Genomic DNA, 16,646 nt, shown 5'->3' on the forward strand with positions numbered 1-16,646 from the left:
GTACGCTTCTGATTAGAAGTCGTAACATCACACTTCGTAAATAGTACTAAAAAATAATCAGAACTCTGCACTTTTTGGTGTCCTAGGAAACGGAATGACATCGCGGATATTACTCATACCGGTAACAAATAATACCAGACGTTCAAATCCAAGTCCGAATCCGGCGTGCGGACAGGTACCGTATTGTCTGGTTTCGAGGTACCACCAGATGCTTTCTTCCGGAATACCGACTTCTGCCGCACGGCGTTTCAGTTTTTCATAATCCTCTTCCCGCTGTGAGCCGCCAATGATTTCACCGATACCCGGAAACAACACATCCATCGCCCGAACGGTTTTCCCGTCTTCGCTCTGCTTCATGTAGAACGCTTTTATATGTGCAGGATAGTCGGTCAGAATCACCGGTTTTTTAAAATGTTTCTCAACCAGATAACGTTCGTGTTCACTTTGCAAATCAGTACCCCAATCCACCGGAAACTGGAATTTTTTCTTCGCATTTTTCAAAATTTCCACGGCTGATGAATAGGTCAGTCGTTCAAATTTATTTTCCACCACAAACTTCAGTCGGTCAATTAATCCAAGTTCATTGCGTTCATTCTGTGGTTTCTGCTTTTCTTCTTCAGCGGCTCTTCCGTCCAGCAGCTTCAATTCATCCGCACAATTATCCAGTGCGTATTTCACAAGATACTGGACAAAATTTTCCGCCAGATCCATGTTATCTTCCAGTTCGTAAAATGCCATTTCCGGCTCTATCATCCAAAATTCAGCCAGATGGCGGGAAGTATTGGAGTTTTCGGCTCTGAAGGTGGGGCCAAATGTGTACACTTTAGATAATGCCATCGCCCCCAGCTCGCCTTCCAGTTGTCCGCTTACGGTAAGATTGGTTTCTTTCCCGAAAAAATCTTCCTTATAGTTGATGCTTCCGTCTTCATTCTTCGGCGGATTTTTTAAGTCCAATGTAGTAACATGAAACATCTCTCCCGCACCTTCCGCATCCGAACCGGTGATAATGGGTGTGTGGAGATAATAAAATCCATGGTCATTGAAATATTTGTGAATGGCGAATGCCAGCGCGTGTCTGATTCTCAGAATTGCGCCGAACGTTTGTGTACGAGGACGCAGGTGAGCAATCTCCCGTAAGAATTCCAGAGAATGTCTTTTAGGCTGAAGTTTATACGTGGCATCTGCAATTCCATAAATTGTAATATTCTCCGCTTTTAATTCAATCGCCTGCTGCCCCTGAGAAGCCACCAGTTCTCCGTCCACGCCGATACATGCCCCGGTCAGAATCTTATCGATGGTTGCCTGCGGAATGGAACCCCCTTCCACTACTACCTGTAAATTCTGCACAGTTGTCCCGTCATTTAAATTGATAAATGCCACATTTTTACTGTCCCGTATCGTGCGTACCCATCCGCGTGCCGTTATTTTGTCACCCGGTTTTGCATCTTTAAAAATATCCCTAATGGTTGGCTTGCTCATAACATTCAATTGAACGACAAAAATACAGAATTTATACGGTGTGTCAATTGAAATTAGTATTAAGTGAATAATACATACAATCTGATTTACAGCGTTATAAAAATCTGCCAATATCCCTTATATTTACAGCAAATTACATCCATTATGAGTTTTATTCCGGTGCTTGATTTGGCTGATTATTTATCTGGAGATGAAGCCAGAAGGCAAAAATTTATCCAGGGTTTTGGCAAAGCATATTCCGAAATCGGATTTGCCGCCATTGAAAACCACGGCATCCCACAGGACTTGATCAACAAGTATTACGGGCTGGTGGAACAATTTTATGCCCTGCCATTGGAAACCAAATTAAGCTATGAAAAAGTGGAATATGCAGGGCAGCGCGGTTACACCTCGTTTGGCAGAGAAAAGGCAAAACAGAGTGAGGTGGCGGATTTGAAAGAATTCTGGCAGGTAGGGCAATATATAGAAGACGGCGAGGTGATGCCGGCGGATGACTATCCTGACAACCTGGAAGTGGCTGAAATACCGGAATTCAATGAAACCGGCAGACAGTTGTATAAAAGCTTTGAAAACTCGGGCAGGCATCTGCTGCGTGCGATTGCAGAATACCTGGAGCTGGATGTCCATTATTTTGATCCGCGAATACACAACGGAAACAGTATTTTACGTGCCATCCATTACCCGCCGATTACCCAGGACCCGAAAACAGCCATACGGGCAGAGGCGCATGAAGACATCAATTTAATCACGCTGCTGGTAGGCGCTAGTGCGGATGGGCTGCAGGTACAGGATGTTGACGGCAACTGGCACGACGCCAAGGCGGAACCACAGCAAATCATGGTGAATGTGGGTGATATGCTGCAGCGTTTGTGCAACAACAGGCTGAAATCCACCACACACAGAGTGGTCAATCCCCCTCGAGAAAAATGGCATACCCACCGTTATTCCATTCCTTTCTTTCTACACCCGAGAAGTGAAGTACGTTTAGACTGCCTGGAAAATTGTATCGATGCAGAACATCCGTTAGCCTACGCGCCCATCACTGCCGGCGAATATTTAGATGAACGCCTGAGAGAAATCGGATTAAAAAAATAATATTAATTAGCAAATTAGCTAATTAGCTAATTAATAAAATATGCCTTCATCCTTCTCCATAAAAATCGGTGACTTCCTATATAAGAACGCTTTCCCCGTTTATAATATCATCTATCCTTTTTTCAAAAGACGGCAGGACAAACATGAGATTGCCTTAATGAAACAATACATTCATAAGGGAGATGTGGTATTGGATATTGGCGCAAATATCGGCTTTTACACCAATATCCTCTCTGAACTGGTGGGTGAAAATGGAAGAGTATATGCATTTGAACCGGACAAAACCAATTATTCCTATCTTATCCAAAACGCAGCACATTTAAAGAATGTGGAATTTCACAACAAGGCGGTGAGCGACAAAACCGGAAAAATCATCCTGTACCATTCTGACCTGCTGAATGTAGACCACAAAACATACGCCACCAGCGACTACACCTCCACTTCAGAAATAGAATGTGTAGCTATGGATGACATCATTCCGGGACAAAAAGCGGACTTTATAAAAATAGACATACAGGGTTATGAATACTTTGCCTTTAAGGGTATGTCGGAAATCCTCAGGAAAAATGACAATCTGAAGATTATCACGGAACTTTATCCGTATGGACTAAACAACTCCGGCATAAAAATAACGGACTTCATTTCTTTGATTCAGGAAAACAACCTCATCATCTACAAAATGCACGACAATCAGTTAACTTTGTTTACAGACGATGATATCAGCCAGATGGATAAAGAAAATTTCCGCATCCACATTCTCGATATACTGTTAAGCAAAAAAACTGTGAATTAAAACAATTGAAAAAACACAGCAGATGAAGCCTTCTAAAAAAAACATACCGGCTCCCAAGAAACCGATTGCTCCCGTAAAGAAAACAAGGGCAGCGAACACACGTCAATCGTCCGGACTGCCTTCTCTTTACACCTTACTGGAAAATCATTTCATCAAACATAAAAACAGTTATCTCTATGTTTGTTTGATTGCTGCCGTTGTCTTTGCACTCATATGCTTTGATGCCAAGATATCATTGGCTAATGACGATGCTTTGTATATTGAGGCAGGCTCTAATTATGCCAAAAACTTTTTCGGATATTTTTATGTCGCCAATGCGCCTTTGTATCCCATGACACTGGGGATACTCATAAAAATATTTGGAGTAAAACTCATTGTCCTGAAATTTTTCTCAATTGTCTTTTTTGCCTCCGGCATTTTAATGCTCTTTAAAGCATTCGAGAACAGGATGCCGTATCTCATTCTGATTCCCGCACTGCTGCTTACCGTTATCAACTTCCCATTCTTAATGTATGCCAGTCTCACCTATTCTGAATGTTTATTTTTACTGATACAGGGTATCTCCTTTTATATATTATTTAAATTATTCGACCGGCATATTAAAGAAAACAATGATCCTGTTTCAACAAAAGAAACGATTCTTGGCGCGGTCCTTATCGGCGGGATCTCGGTATTGATGCTGCTTACACGGAATGTAGCTTCGGGATTTATCGGTATTATTCTGGTGTTCTTATTATTCTACAGAAGATTCCTGCTGGCAGGGATCTCGTTAGTTTCTTTCGGCCTTATTTATGCAGCCTATCGATTCCTGCTGGCTGCGGTATGGAAGCTGGATAACAGCCAGTTCACCAGCCAAAAGGGTATCCTGTTCCAGAAAGATGCCTATAACCCACAAATGGGACAGGAAACCACCTGGGGTTTTATTGAGCGTTTCTGGGGAAACTGCCAGATTTATATTTCTTCCCGATTGTACTACGTTCTGGGTTTCCGGGAAGAGATGTCCTCCAATAATATACCCCTTACTTTAGCAAGTATTTTCCTCATCTTGGCAGCCGTATGGTATATGTATAAAAACAAGCACATCCATCTTCTCTTCTCAACACTATTTTTCTCCGGGCTGCTTGCCTTTTCTTTCTTCTCATTACAAACATCCTGGGGGCAGACCCGTTTTATTATGGTCTATCTGCCACTAATCCTCCTGGCTGTATTTTACCTGATTTATGAGCTGACAGTAGATAACAGCGTGGCACAGATAGTTTTTCCGTTTGTATTCCTGATGCTGTTCTTTACAGGAATGTCCGCTACCCTCAAAGAAGCAAAAGAACGCTTCCCTGTATTTATTGAAAATATTAATGGCGACCCGACTTTCGGATACACCCCCGACTGGCAGAATTATATTAAGATGACGAAGTGGTGCGCACAAAACCTAACGAATGAGACAAAACAGGTAGCCGTACGAAAGGCTCCCATGTCCTTTATCTTTTCAGAAGGAAAAGAATTTTATCCGATTTACAACACGCCAACAGAAAATCCGGATTCTTTACTCATCCCTCTCAGAAAGTCAAAAGTGAATTACATCATGACCGCAGAACTCCGGCTGGATCCAGGCAGATACCTGGAAGGGCAATTTATAGGCACCATGCACCGCTACATCTATTATATCGCTCAAAAATATCCTGAAGCCTTCCTGCCTGTCCATCAGGAAGGCGAAGCCGAGAAATCTGTTTTGTATAAAATAAGATGGGATTATATCGACTCCATAAAGAATAATAAACCTGCATCAGGCATTCCTTAATTCCGCATATGCTGAAATCCTTTTCACAAAATACATATCTGACATAATCTTATAACCCCTCCTGATCAGAGTGGTTTTTTTGTGGTATATTTGCGGCATAACTTTTCCTTAATGAATATTGTCTTCAGAAATATCCCTTTAACGCGAATAAAGATCTTCGGAGCAAAAATCCTTCTGTTTTTTACTTCCGTTTTTGTAGATACCAAAAAGAAGCATCTGATCAAAAGAAATAATATCAATTTTGAGGTAGACCTGACCGAAGGCATCGATTTATCGTTATATCTTTTCAATGATTTCCAGTCGCATGTGTATGAAAATAAATTTGTGACACTGAAAGCGGATGACGTTATCTTTGACGTTGGCGCCAATGTCGGTATCATGTCGCTGAATTTTGCAAACAAGGCTATCAACGGTAAGGTATATGCCTTTGAACCCACTCATTATGCGTTGAATAAATTCAAAAAGAATCTGGAATTAAATCCGGAACTGGCGAAGCGTATAACTGTGACCAATTGCTTTGTTTCTGCAAAATCGGATGCCAACCCCAATATAGTCGCATTCTCCAGCTGGAGCCTGACCAAACGCACGGAAAATGACCATGAATTTCATCTAGGCACACCCATGTCGGCGGATGGAGTTCCGTCTGTCACCATGGATGATTTCGTACAATCCAACAACATCACCAGATTAGATTTTATAAAGATAGATACGGACGGGCATGAATATGAAGTTTTCTCAGGCGCGGCAAATACAATCAAGACATTACGGCCAAAAATAATTTTTGAATTGGGCTTGTATGTTATGAAAGAAAAGAATTTTGACTTTGACTTTTACTGGAACTATTTTCATCCGCTTCATTACAAATTATTCGACTCGGGCAATATGGAAGAGATCACCCTGGACAATCATAAAAGCCACCTGCCGAAATATGGCAGTATTGATGTTTTAGCAATACCACAATAACATGTATTCTATTCGCAAACAAACCATCTTCAGTCACTTTGAATCCATAGCGGAAAATTATTTAAATTACCGGAAGCGGTTCTCCTATTACGGAAATGATATCATCAATTACCTTAATTTCTTCATCAGCGAAACGGACAGTGTGCTGGAAATAGGTTGCGGCTGCGGCGAAACGATTCACGGTTTAAAAGCAAAAGATAAAACGGGCATTGATTTCAGCCCGAAGATGATTTCGGTAGCACGGGAATCCTATCCGGACGTATCTTTCCATGTGATGGATGCCGAAAAGATTACCCTGGAGAAAAAATATGATGTCATCATCTTCAATAATATCATCGGTTATCTCGACAATATCCAGGATGTATTTTATGCCATCAAGAAGAATTGCCACGAACATACCCGCGTGATTATTTCCTATTACAACCACTGGTGGGAGCCTGTTTTAAGATTCGGTGAGACGACTGGTATCAAGAAAAGATCTCCACAGCAGAACTGGCTGGATGCCAAGGATATTTCCAACTTGCTCTATCTGTCAGGATTTGAGTCCTACAGGACCAACAAACGGTTGCTGGTTCCGGTCAACATTCCCATCTTCTCCTGGCTGATGAACAAGTACATCGCCAAGCTGCCTATTTTTAAATCGTTGTGTTTAAACCAATTCCTGTTTGCACGTCCGCTGCTCAATTACAGGGAGGAAGAAACGGCGGAGAAATATTCCGTTTCCATCTGTATTCCGGCACGCAATGAAAGCGGCAACATCGAAAACGCGATTTTACGTCTGCCGAAATTTGGCAAGCATCAGGAAATCATCTTTGTGGAAGGTAATTCTTCCGATGATACGTGGGCAAAAATACAGGAAATACAAAACAAGTACCGCGATTCACACGATATAAAGATTTCGCAGCAGGAGGGCAAGGGCAAAGGTGATGCCGTTCGCAAAGGCTACTCCATCGCCACGCAGGACATCCTCATCATACTCGATGCAGACCTGACCATGCCGCCGGAAGAACTGCCAAAGTTTTACAATGCCATTGCCACCGGTAAGGCGGAATTCATCAACGGCTCGCGTCTGGTGTATCCGATGGATAAAGAAGCGATGCGTTTCCTGAATACGCTGGGCAATAAATTTTTCAGCAAGGTGTTTTCCTGGCTGATGGAACAACCCATTAAGGATACGCTTTGCGGCACTAAGGTAATGTTCCGGGAAGACTATAATAAGCTGGCCGCCAACCGGAAGTTCTTCGGGGACTTCGACCCGTTCGGGGATTATGATCTGCTGTTTGGCGCCTACAAACTCAATTTGAAAATCATTGATTTACCCATCCGTTATAAAGAGCGCACGTACGGCACGACCAATATCTCCCGTTTTCAAAACGGATTTATGCTGTTACGGATGTGCTGGTTTGCCGCCGGGAAGATTAAGTTCTGGTAATTCACATCACTGTCATTTCGATCCGCCAACCGGCGGAGAGAAATCTCGTTAATGAAATGTACTTACTTATTTGGCCATTCTGAATCTTTTCGGGATTCTTCGCTATGCTCAGAATGACGGTACTCATTTGGGGTATTATTCTTTCGGCTTCTTCTCTTTCTTGTTCGCGATGAAATATTTCAGGAAGATGATTTCCTTTTCTGTGAGGAAACGCCATTTGCCGCGTATCAGGTTTTTCTTCGTCAGGCCCGCGTATAAAACACGGTCGAGCTTCAACACCTCATATCCCAGATGTTCGAAAATACGGCGCACGATTCTGTTCTTCCCGCTGTGTAATTCGATGCCCACATGCCGGTCATCGCCACGCGGAAGGGTGTATTCCACGTGGTCTACCGTAGCTTTCCCGTCTTCCAGCTCCAGTCCGGCTCGTATCTTTAATAAATCCTTTGAGTCCAGTGCCTTGTCGAGTTCCACCTGGTATACTTTCGTCACCTCTCCGCTTGGGTGAGATAATTTTTGTGCCAGCTCCCCGTCATTTGTCAGCAAGATAACTCCTGTCGAGTTCCTGTCTAACCTTCCAACCGGATACAGGCGCACGTCTTTCACCGTATTCACCAGTTCCATCACGGTTTTGCGCTCCCTGTCATCCGATGTGGTGGTTAGATACCCTTTCGGCTTGTTCAGCAGCACATACACCTTTTTCTCGCCCTGTACCCGTTTATTCTTAAACTTTACTACGTCCTTCGGCTTTACCTTGTACCCCATTTCCAATACCACTTCGTCATTCACCGACACATAACCGGCTTTGATGTATTCATCGGCCTGTCTGCGCGAACAGACACCGGCGTTGGAAATATATTTATTGAGACGGGTCTCGTCCTGAACAGACTGTTCTTTAGGGGCGTAAAATTCTTGACCGTATGCTCAATTTTCATGGCAAACGGATCATTCTTTGGAACAAACGACTTCTTGTTTTTCTGGAAGTTAGTTTTGTTGGTCGGCGGCAATGGTTGTATTGGCAGCCTCGATATTCTCTTTCTCACCTATCTGATTTTGAAGTTCTTCAAATTCTTTTAGTTTCGGCAGCTCATCCAGTGAATTGATGCCGAAGTAATCTAAAAATTGCTGTGTTGTCTTATATAATAAAGGCTTGCCGGGTTCTGTACTTCGGCCTGCAATCTCTATCAGTTCCTTTTCCATCAACTTTTGAATGGTGTAATCTGCATTTACCCCGCGAATGGTTTCAATGATATGTCTGGTCACCGGCTGTTTGTATGCAATAATGGCCAATGACTCCAATGCCGCCGTTGTAAGCCTTTTCACCGTATTTCTATTGAGGAAAGCGGAAACCACGGTATGGTAATCTGCTTTCGTCAGAAACTGGTAGCCGCCGCCGACTTCACCCAATTCAAAAGGGAACAGGTCGTTGTTGTATTTTTCTTTAATGACAAAGATAACGCCTTCAATTTCCTCGGGTGTAAAAGCCACCTCGGAGGTCTTGTTCAGGTAGGCCACCAATTCATCCGTTTTAATCGGACTTTCAGCGGCAAAGATGATGGCTTCTATATTTTTTTGTACTTCTTCCACGACATAAAGATACGAAAAAAATAGTAGTGAGTATTGTGATTTCAGTGGTGAGAGGTGAGATTCAGACCATTTTCCGGACTGATTCTTTTGAAAAGCCTGTCTGTAACTGACAGGGTACAGATTGTTGAACTTACACAACGTCCACTACATGAAACTGCGGAGAAAAAAGATAAAACGATGTGAAATTCAGGACTTAAAATTTTATTCCAAACAGAGTCTCCTGAAAAGCGTGCCTGTCGGCAGACAGGGACTCTGCGTTGTTAAATTTAGGCAGAGTAGACCATGTGAATCTCCGATGATAATGGAAATTCTATTTCCTATAACTATATCGTGCCACGAATATCGTGGCACAATAATAAAAAAACCGGACAATTGCGTATCCGGTTTCCTTTGTATTATACATAGTATTTTTTATCCATTGCTCAAGGCTGCCGCACCGGAAACGATTTCCGTTAACTCGGTGGTGATAGCCGCCTGACGGGCACGGTTGTACATGATGTTCAGCGATTTCAGCAACTCATTTGCATTTTCCGTTGCCTTATCCATAGCGGTCATACGCGCACCGTGTTCCGATGCGTTGGAATCCAGTAAATAGCGGAAGAATTGTGTCTTCAAAATCTTTGGAACCAAATCGTTCAGGATTTTATCCTGTGCCGGCTCAAAGATATAATCCGCCTTCCCTTTTCCGCTGCCTTTTGCCGGAACAGTAGTCTGAATCGGTAAAAACTGTTCGGTAGATGGAATTTGTGTGCCGGCATTCTTGAACTGTCCGTACACCACTTCCACTACATCATACTCTTTTTGTTCAAAAGCATACATGATATATTCCGCCGCTTTTGCCGCACTCTCAAAAGTAAGACTGCCAAATAAACCACCAAAATCATTATTAACCTTTAATCTAGAAGTTTTAAACGCGTCATAGCCTTTCTTACCAACCGTTAAGATATCTATCTTGCCTTTCGCCGCCAGTTCAGGGTACTTCTCATTCATCAAAACTTTCGCCGATTTCACGGAATTGGCATTGAAACCGCCGCACAATCCTTTGTCGGAAGTAATCACCACTATCAATACTTTGCTGACCGTGCGCTGCTGTGCAAAAGACAGATTCATCTCGCCACCCAGATTAGAAGCGATATTCTGAAGAACTTTATTTAACTGGTTCGCATAAGGACGAATCTGAATGATCCTGTCTGTAGCTCTTCTCAACTTGGCAGCCGACACCATCTTCATGGCTTTCGTAATCTGCGTGGTAGATTTTACAGAGGCTATTCTTAATCGTACTTCTTTTAAATTTGCTCCCATCTTTATTTAGAGTTTGAGATTCGGGATTCGGGATTCGAGAAAATTACTCACACATCCCGTTTCTCTTATCTATTCATCTTTATGCGTATGCTCCTTCCATGGATTTGGCCAATGCTTCCACCTTTCCGGTAGCTTCATCACCCAATCCGCCTTTTTTAAATTCCGCTAGCACTTCCGGATGTTTTGCCTCCAGTGCACTTAAGAAATCATCTTCAAACGTACGCACCTTTTCCACTGCTATATTTCTCAGTAACCCTTTTGAACCCAGGTAGATGATGGTTACCTGTTTCTCCACTGTCAGTGGTGAATACTGCGGTTGTTTCAAGATCTCCACGTTTCTCTTACCTTTATCCAATACCGCTTTGGTGGCAGCATCCAGGTCAGAACCGAATTTTGAAAAAGCTTCCAATTCTCTGTACTGTGCCTGGTCTAATTTCAACGTACCCGCCACTTTTTTCATGGATTTGATTTGTGCATTACCACCCACACGAGATACCGAGATACCTACGTTTATGGCAGGACGCACACCCGCGTTGAATAAGTTCGCTTCCAGGAATATCTGTCCATCGGTAATGGAAATTACGTTGGTAGGAATATAAGCAGAAACGTCACCGGCTTGTGTTTCAATGATTGGTAAAGCCGTCAATGAACCACCGCCTTTTACTTTTCCTTTCAGGGAATCCGGCAAGTCATTCATTTTTTGTGCAATCTCATCTTTATTGATGATTTTAGCCGCACGCTCCAGTAAACGGGAGTGCAGGTAGAATACGTCACCCGGATAGGCTTCACGTCCCGGAGGTCTTTTTAATAATAAAGAAACCTCCCGATAGGCAACTGCCTGTTTGGATAAATCATCATAAACGATCAATGCCGGACGGCCTGTATCACGGAAAAACTCCCCGATAGCAGCGCCTGCGAATGGTGCGTAGAACTGAATTGGGGCCGGGTCAGCAGCACTTGCTGAAACGATTACCGTATAAGGCATCGCACCATTCTCTTCCAGTGTTTTCGCGATATTGGCTACCGTAGATGCTTTTTGTCCGCATGCCACGTAGATACAATAAACCGGTTCACCCCTGTCGTAAAACTCTTTCTGATTGATAATGGTATCGATAGCGATAGCCGTTTTTCCTGTCTGACGGTCACCGATGATTAACTCCCGTTGTCCTCGTCCGATTGGAATCATCGCATCGATGGATTTGATACCCGTCTGTAACGGTTCCGTTACCGGCTGGCGGAAGATAACACCCGGCGCTTTTCTTTCCAATGGCATGGAATATAATTCTCCGCCGATGGGTCCTTTACCATCAATGGCTTGTCCCAGTGTGTTCACCACACGGCCTAACATTCCTTCACCAACATTTAACGAAGCGATCAATCCGGTACGTTTTACACTGTCCCCTTCTTTAATTTCATCAGAAGAACCCATCAATACCACACCCACGTTGTCTTCTTCCAGGTTTAATGCAATCGCTTTCATACCGTTGGAGAATTCTACCAATTCCCCTGCTTTTACCTGCGATAATCCGTAGATACGTGCAATACCGTCACCTACCTGAAGAACACTTCCCACTTCTTCGAGCTGTGCTTCTGTAGAAACATTTCCTAACTGCTGACGCAGTATTGCTGATATTTCATCCGGTCTAACTTCTACCATTTTATATAATTTTAGAACCCAAAATCCCTAAAGGGACATGGATTAGTTAAGAGAAATTTCTTTTTGTATTTTACTTAATTTATACCGCACGGAATTGTCATACAACTTACCGCCAAAATCAACGATGAATCCACCCATGATGGATGCATCTGTCTTCTTATTAATTTTCACATTCGGATAGCCGGACTGTGATTGAATGAACTGAACGATTTTCTGCTCATTAGCGCTGTCTAATTCAGTAGCTGTTGTTACCGTTACTTCGGAGATGCCTTTGTACTCATTATACAACCGGGAGAATGCATTCATGATATCCGTCATAAAAGGTTCCCTTCCCTGCTCCACCAGAAGCTGTAAAAATTTCTGCGTGACTGCATTGACCTTGTCTCCGAAAATCTGGTTGACAATCGCCAGTTTTTTATGTCCCTGTATGACAGGACTTTTAAAAACCGCCTTTAATTCCCTGCTGGATTTCAATGCGGAAGCAATAACAGATAAATCCGCATGAATTGCCTCGATAGTGCCTGTGTGTGAAGCCTCGTCAAATAATGCTTTTGCGTAACGTCGTGATAATTTTTCTGCTGACATCAGTTCACATTGATTTTATCTACCAACGAATTGATATAGGTTTGCTGGTCTTTAGCCGCATCCAGTTCACGTCCCAGCACTTTCTGAGCGATTTCGATAGAAATTTTGCTGACTTCGTTTTTCACCTCTGCCATGGCCGCTTTTTTCTGAGCCTCAATCTCCGCTTTAGCGTCCGCCACTATTTTGACCGCATCTTCCTTCGCCTTGTTGTGTGCATCTGTAATGATGGAGTCTTTAACCTCTTTCGCCTCTTTCAGGATTTTAGCGCCTTCTTCTCTCGCTTCTTTCAATAAAGCGGCATTGTCGGATTGCAGTTTCTGCATCTCCTCTTTTGCTTTATCTGCTGCGGAAAGGGCATCATTGATGGATTGCTCGCGGTCTTTAATAGACTTGACAATCGGTTTTAAGGCGAATTTGCCTATTAAGAACCAAAATGTCAGAAAAACAATAGTCGTCCAAAACACTAAACCGAAATCGGGAGTGAGTAACGATATTGATTCGAATGCCAATATCATATTCAATAATTTTTACGTTCGATCATGAACGGTGTTAATAAATAGATTATCCATTCATCAAGAATGATAAAATCATCCCAATGATCGCCGCACCTTCAATTAATGCTGCTGCTAAAATCATTGCGCCTCTGATATCATTTGTTGCTTCCGGCTGACGTGCAATACCCTGTACTGCGTTACCACCTACTAAACCGATTCCAAGTCCTGCTCCGATAGCTGCTAAACCTGCTCCGATTGCTGCAATTCCTGCCATAATGTTGAATTTTTAGTTGTTTAAAATTGTTTATTTAAAATTAATGATGTTCTGCATGATGATGCTCCTCAATGGCCGAACCGATAAATATAGTCGACAATAAGGTAAAAACATAAGCCTGTAAGAATGCCACAAATAATTCCATAGCATTTACAAACAATAAGATTGGGATGGCAATCACACCACCCGCGGCTGCTCCGCCAAGGCTGGTACCCATCTTACCCATAATAAAAATCAGGCTCACGATACTCAGTACTGCAATATGCCCACCGGTTATGTTTCCGAATAAACGAAGCATCAATACGCCCGGCTTCAGAAATACACCCAATACTTCAATGGGTGTTAAAATGACCAATACCCACTTAGGCACACCCGGCATGGCGAAAATATGCTGCCAGTAATGCTTATTGCCATTCAGGTTTATCAACAGGAATGAACAAAATGCCAGTACAAATGTAAAGGAGATATTCCCGGAAGAATTGATGCCCCCGATGAAAGGAACCAATCCGAGCAAGTTATTGATTAGAATGAAGAAGAAAACAGACAACAGGTAAGGCATATACCTGTCAGACTTGTCACCCAGGATAGGCCGTACCAGATCCTCGGAAAGATACTGAATCACCGGCTCCATGAAAGACTGTAGGCCTTTCGGCGCCTGACCTTTTCTTTTATCGTACGATTTCTTAATGCTGAAGAACACAACTGCCAGGATAATGAACCCCAGCATCATATTAAACACATTCTTGGTGATGGAGAGATCGATAAAGGTATCTCTCTTTCCGGTTGCCGCATCCACCACCCGATTATCTTCCATTTTATAGCCTTCGTGTGTGCCATCCGCTGAATGGTGAAATACCGATGACATAAAAACGGATACTTTTTTGGTTTCTTTATTCACCAGAATACAAGGCAACGGCATGGTGATATGATGACCACCGAAAGTGGTGATGTGGTTTTCATTGGCATCTGCCACGTGGTGCATGATATGCTCCACCACTTCTTTAGCCACCTCTTTACCGCCTTCCTGATTATCCGTTTCAGCTTCCGTTGTATTGGCGTTTACCCCCAGCGTAAAGAGGAGCGAAAAGAGTAAAATAATTATGCGAGAATTCTTGATCACCGTACTATAAAATGCGGTGCAAAGATAGTAATTTTCAAGGACAGAATAAGGGTGAAGATAAATTAAATGTGTGTTAAATAGAAAAAGGCCGCTTCCTGAAAGAAGCAGCCTTTTATGTATATGGTAAGAAGAAAAGTTATCTTACAAATGCTTTGGAAGGTACTGGCTTTTGGCTTTGGTGATTACGCGCAGGGTTTTTCCTTCTGGCGTTTACCAAAGACGAGCCATCCGGATTGTAGACCATAAAGTTATCCGTACCCACCACTAATTTAGCCAGATCCACTAAAGTGGCATCCCCATCATTTGCCAAGTCAAGTGAAGACAGGTTAAAGGCGTCTTCATCGGCTTGTGTCTTCGAGAATGAGCCCAATACACCATCCCTGTGGAAATCCATGGTAATAGGAACCAGATCATCCAGGAACACGCCATTGGCTGTAAATACATTCGCCCATAAATTTGCAGCAAAATAATAGGTGCCTTCATCGTCAGGAACAGTATAAGTAATATGTTCCGGGTTGGAAGGTGAAGCCGCACTGTAATCCTCTGTATCATTACCTTCGTCGTCTAAAACATAAATGTCAATATCAAAGTTAAGACCTACAGGGATAGTACCTAAGTCTGTTTCAACACTAAAATCACCCCAATTAAACGTGATATCCAAATCAGAGCCGATGTAATCTTCGGAGATAGTAACGTCTATGTTTTTAAATACTTTTACATTGGCATCAAACTCACTGCCCACCTGAATGGTAAATGACTCCGGACTGTCAATAACGTCATCCGTTTTAATTCCGATGGAAATAACTCCTGTCTTGGTAAATGCTTTCACGACCACTAAAGGAGTAAGAATATCAAAATCTTCTCCTTCCGTAGCCGTTCCGGCTATTTTCTGTACAGAAATCTTCATATCTACTATAGGCGCTTCGTTCAGTGTAAACGGGAAGTTATATACCGTGTCTTTTTCTGCAGTTGCGACCATATTCGGCAGGATATCTTCCAGTTCGGAGAATTTATTGACCATGGTGCTGTAATCTGTAAATTGATTAGGCTTACAGCCAAAACTCATCAGTGACACCAGGGCAATAAATAGTAAGTTAACTTTAACTATATTTTTCATATTTAATTCGTTTTATCGATTAAGGAATTTTTTCTAATTCAACATACCATTCTCTTGGACCAGTTGCACCACTGGTCGTGTTATAGCAGCAAGACATCACTAATATGTCTTTGCCTGTATCAAAATTTGCTGTAGCTTTATTGGTTGACGGTCCGCACGGAACATTTGTCATTAAAGCAGGATTAGCATTGCAAGTTATAATTGGGAAGCCATTCAATATCTGATCCGTAGGAAAATCAATATTTCCATCACCGTCAACAGTAAAGAGTACTTCGTTACCCGCAAATGGACCTGCATAATCTAAAATTTTATAAGTAGTTTGATTTACAGATTCAATAACATATTCCTCTGGCCATGTTACATCCGGTCTAAATACACCAATCCTATAATATTCGGCATACTTCACTTTGTAAGTGCCAGCAAACCGTGTTGAGATTCCTACAGTAGCTACATCTCTATTGGAAACAGTTCCATTATCACTTATAACCTTAAATGATAACACCCATTTTGAACCTATAGCTAACGTTTCATCAGTTTCTGGCATTGGATTTCCAGCTAAAATCAGTCCAGAAACTAAATCATCATATGTAAATGAAATATCCTGATAACTATTAGTAGAATCATTTAAAATATCAATTATTTTTAGTAAAACTAAATTTGTAGAAATCTCTGTTGTACCAGTCGGGTCATGAGTTAAGGCCGTATCTTTAGTAAAATATTGTTTATAAACTTCTACTTTTGAAGTTTTTACAGTGCCCTGAAAGACTTTTATTTTTGCAACCAATGGTACTGAAGTCCCGAAAAAATAGTTAAGTGATTTGGTTGTAACTTCTATTAAACCGCCTGTCTTTGTATTAACGTTTAATAAATCTTCATTCTTATTGCATTTCAATAAAAACGTAATTGAAAATAAAAAAAAGAATCCCGATAATAATTTTGATATAGTTTTCATA

At 42.1% G+C, this 16,646-nt stretch carries 16 protein-coding genes; 5 read left to right on the forward strand and 11 right to left on the reverse strand.

All coding sequences use genetic code 11. The annotated features are described in order from the left end of the window. Positions 1-57: 57 nt before the first annotated feature. The gene (asnS, locus tag IPM95_15300; GenBank protein MBK9330624.1) at positions 58-1,479 is read right to left on the reverse strand and encodes an asparagine--tRNA ligase; all 1,422 of its coding nucleotides are present in this window, start codon (positions 1,477-1,479) and stop codon (positions 58-60) included. A gap of 144 nt (positions 1,480-1,623) precedes the next feature. Between asnS and IPM95_15305 the strand changes: the two genes are divergently transcribed. From IPM95_15305 to IPM95_15325, 5 genes are all read left to right on the forward strand, one after another. Next, the gene (locus tag IPM95_15305; GenBank protein MBK9330625.1) at positions 1,624-2,574 is read left to right on the forward strand and encodes an isopenicillin N synthase family oxygenase; all 951 of its coding nucleotides are present in this window, start codon (positions 1,624-1,626) and stop codon (positions 2,572-2,574) included. Positions 2,575-2,614: 40 nt separating this feature from the next. Next, complete coding sequence (locus tag IPM95_15310) at positions 2,615-3,367, forward strand: FkbM family methyltransferase (protein ID MBK9330626.1); 753 nt, start codon at positions 2,615-2,617, stop codon at positions 3,365-3,367. 22 nt (positions 3,368-3,389) lie between these two features. Continuing rightward, entirely contained in the window at positions 3,390-5,162 is a 1,773-nt protein-coding gene (locus IPM95_15315; protein MBK9330627.1) for a hypothetical protein, read from the forward strand. Positions 5,163-5,273: 111 nt separating this feature from the next. After that, on the forward strand, positions 5,274-6,125 hold the full coding sequence (locus IPM95_15320) for an FkbM family methyltransferase (protein MBK9330628.1): 852 nt from the start codon (positions 5,274-5,276) through the stop codon (positions 6,123-6,125). A gap of 1 nt (position 6,126) precedes the next feature. Beyond that, positions 6,127-7,557 (forward strand): glycosyltransferase, encoded by a 1,431-nt coding sequence (locus IPM95_15325; protein MBK9330629.1) that lies wholly within the window; start codon positions 6,127-6,129, stop codon positions 7,555-7,557. A gap of 135 nt (positions 7,558-7,692) precedes the next feature. Here the strand turns inward: IPM95_15325 and IPM95_15330 are convergent, their stop codons facing one another. The 10 genes from IPM95_15330 to IPM95_15375 all read right to left on the reverse strand — a co-directional run bounded on the left by IPM95_15330 (position 7,693) and on the right by IPM95_15375 (position 16,645). Continuing rightward, on the reverse strand, positions 7,693-8,412 hold the full coding sequence (locus tag IPM95_15330) for an rRNA pseudouridine synthase (protein ID MBK9330630.1): 720 nt from the start codon (positions 8,410-8,412) through the stop codon (positions 7,693-7,695). Positions 8,413-8,541: 129 nt separating this feature from the next. Continuing rightward, entirely contained in the window at positions 8,542-9,144 is a 603-nt protein-coding gene (gene scpB / locus IPM95_15335) for an SMC-Scp complex subunit ScpB (protein MBK9330631.1), read from the reverse strand. A gap of 411 nt (positions 9,145-9,555) precedes the next feature. Then, on the reverse strand, positions 9,556-10,446 hold the full coding sequence (atpG, locus tag IPM95_15340; protein MBK9330632.1) for an ATP synthase F1 subunit gamma: 891 nt from the start codon (positions 10,444-10,446) through the stop codon (positions 9,556-9,558). A 79-nt stretch (positions 10,447-10,525) separates the two neighbouring features. Beyond that, the gene (locus IPM95_15345) at positions 10,526-12,103 is read right to left on the reverse strand and encodes a F0F1 ATP synthase subunit alpha (GenBank protein MBK9330633.1); all 1,578 of its coding nucleotides are present in this window, start codon (positions 12,101-12,103) and stop codon (positions 10,526-10,528) included. Positions 12,104-12,145: 42 nt separating this feature from the next. Beyond that, entirely contained in the window at positions 12,146-12,688 is a 543-nt protein-coding gene (atpH, locus tag IPM95_15350) for an ATP synthase F1 subunit delta (GenBank protein ID MBK9330634.1), read from the reverse strand. Then, positions 12,688-13,182 carry a F0F1 ATP synthase subunit B gene (gene atpF, locus IPM95_15355; GenBank protein MBK9330635.1) on the reverse strand — a complete coding sequence of 165 codons (495 nt, stop codon included), beginning with the start codon at positions 13,180-13,182 and terminating at the stop codon, positions 12,688-12,690. Before atpF ends, atpH begins: the two co-directional genes overlap by 1 nt. A 67-nt stretch (positions 13,183-13,249) precedes the next feature. Next, positions 13,250-13,459, reverse strand: coding sequence for an ATP synthase F0 subunit C (atpE, locus tag IPM95_15360; protein MBK9330636.1), 210 nt, complete (start codon positions 13,457-13,459; stop codon positions 13,250-13,252). A 37-nt stretch (positions 13,460-13,496) separates the two neighbouring features. Next, positions 13,497-14,576, reverse strand: a complete 1,080-nt coding sequence (gene atpB, locus IPM95_15365; protein ID MBK9330637.1) for a F0F1 ATP synthase subunit A — start codon at positions 14,574-14,576, stop codon at positions 13,497-13,499. 136 nt (positions 14,577-14,712) lie between these two features. Continuing rightward, positions 14,713-15,693 (reverse strand): PPC domain-containing protein, encoded by a 981-nt coding sequence (locus tag IPM95_15370; GenBank protein ID MBK9330638.1) that lies wholly within the window; start codon positions 15,691-15,693, stop codon positions 14,713-14,715. A gap of 19 nt (positions 15,694-15,712) precedes the next feature. Next, entirely contained in the window at positions 15,713-16,645 is a 933-nt protein-coding gene (locus IPM95_15375) for a hypothetical protein (protein ID MBK9330639.1), read from the reverse strand. Between the last annotated feature and the right edge of the window lies 1 nt (position 16,646).

It is taken from the genome of Sphingobacteriales bacterium, assembly GCA_016719635.1.
Taxonomy (GTDB): domain Bacteria; phylum Bacteroidota; class Bacteroidia; order Chitinophagales; family JADIYW01; genus JADJSS01.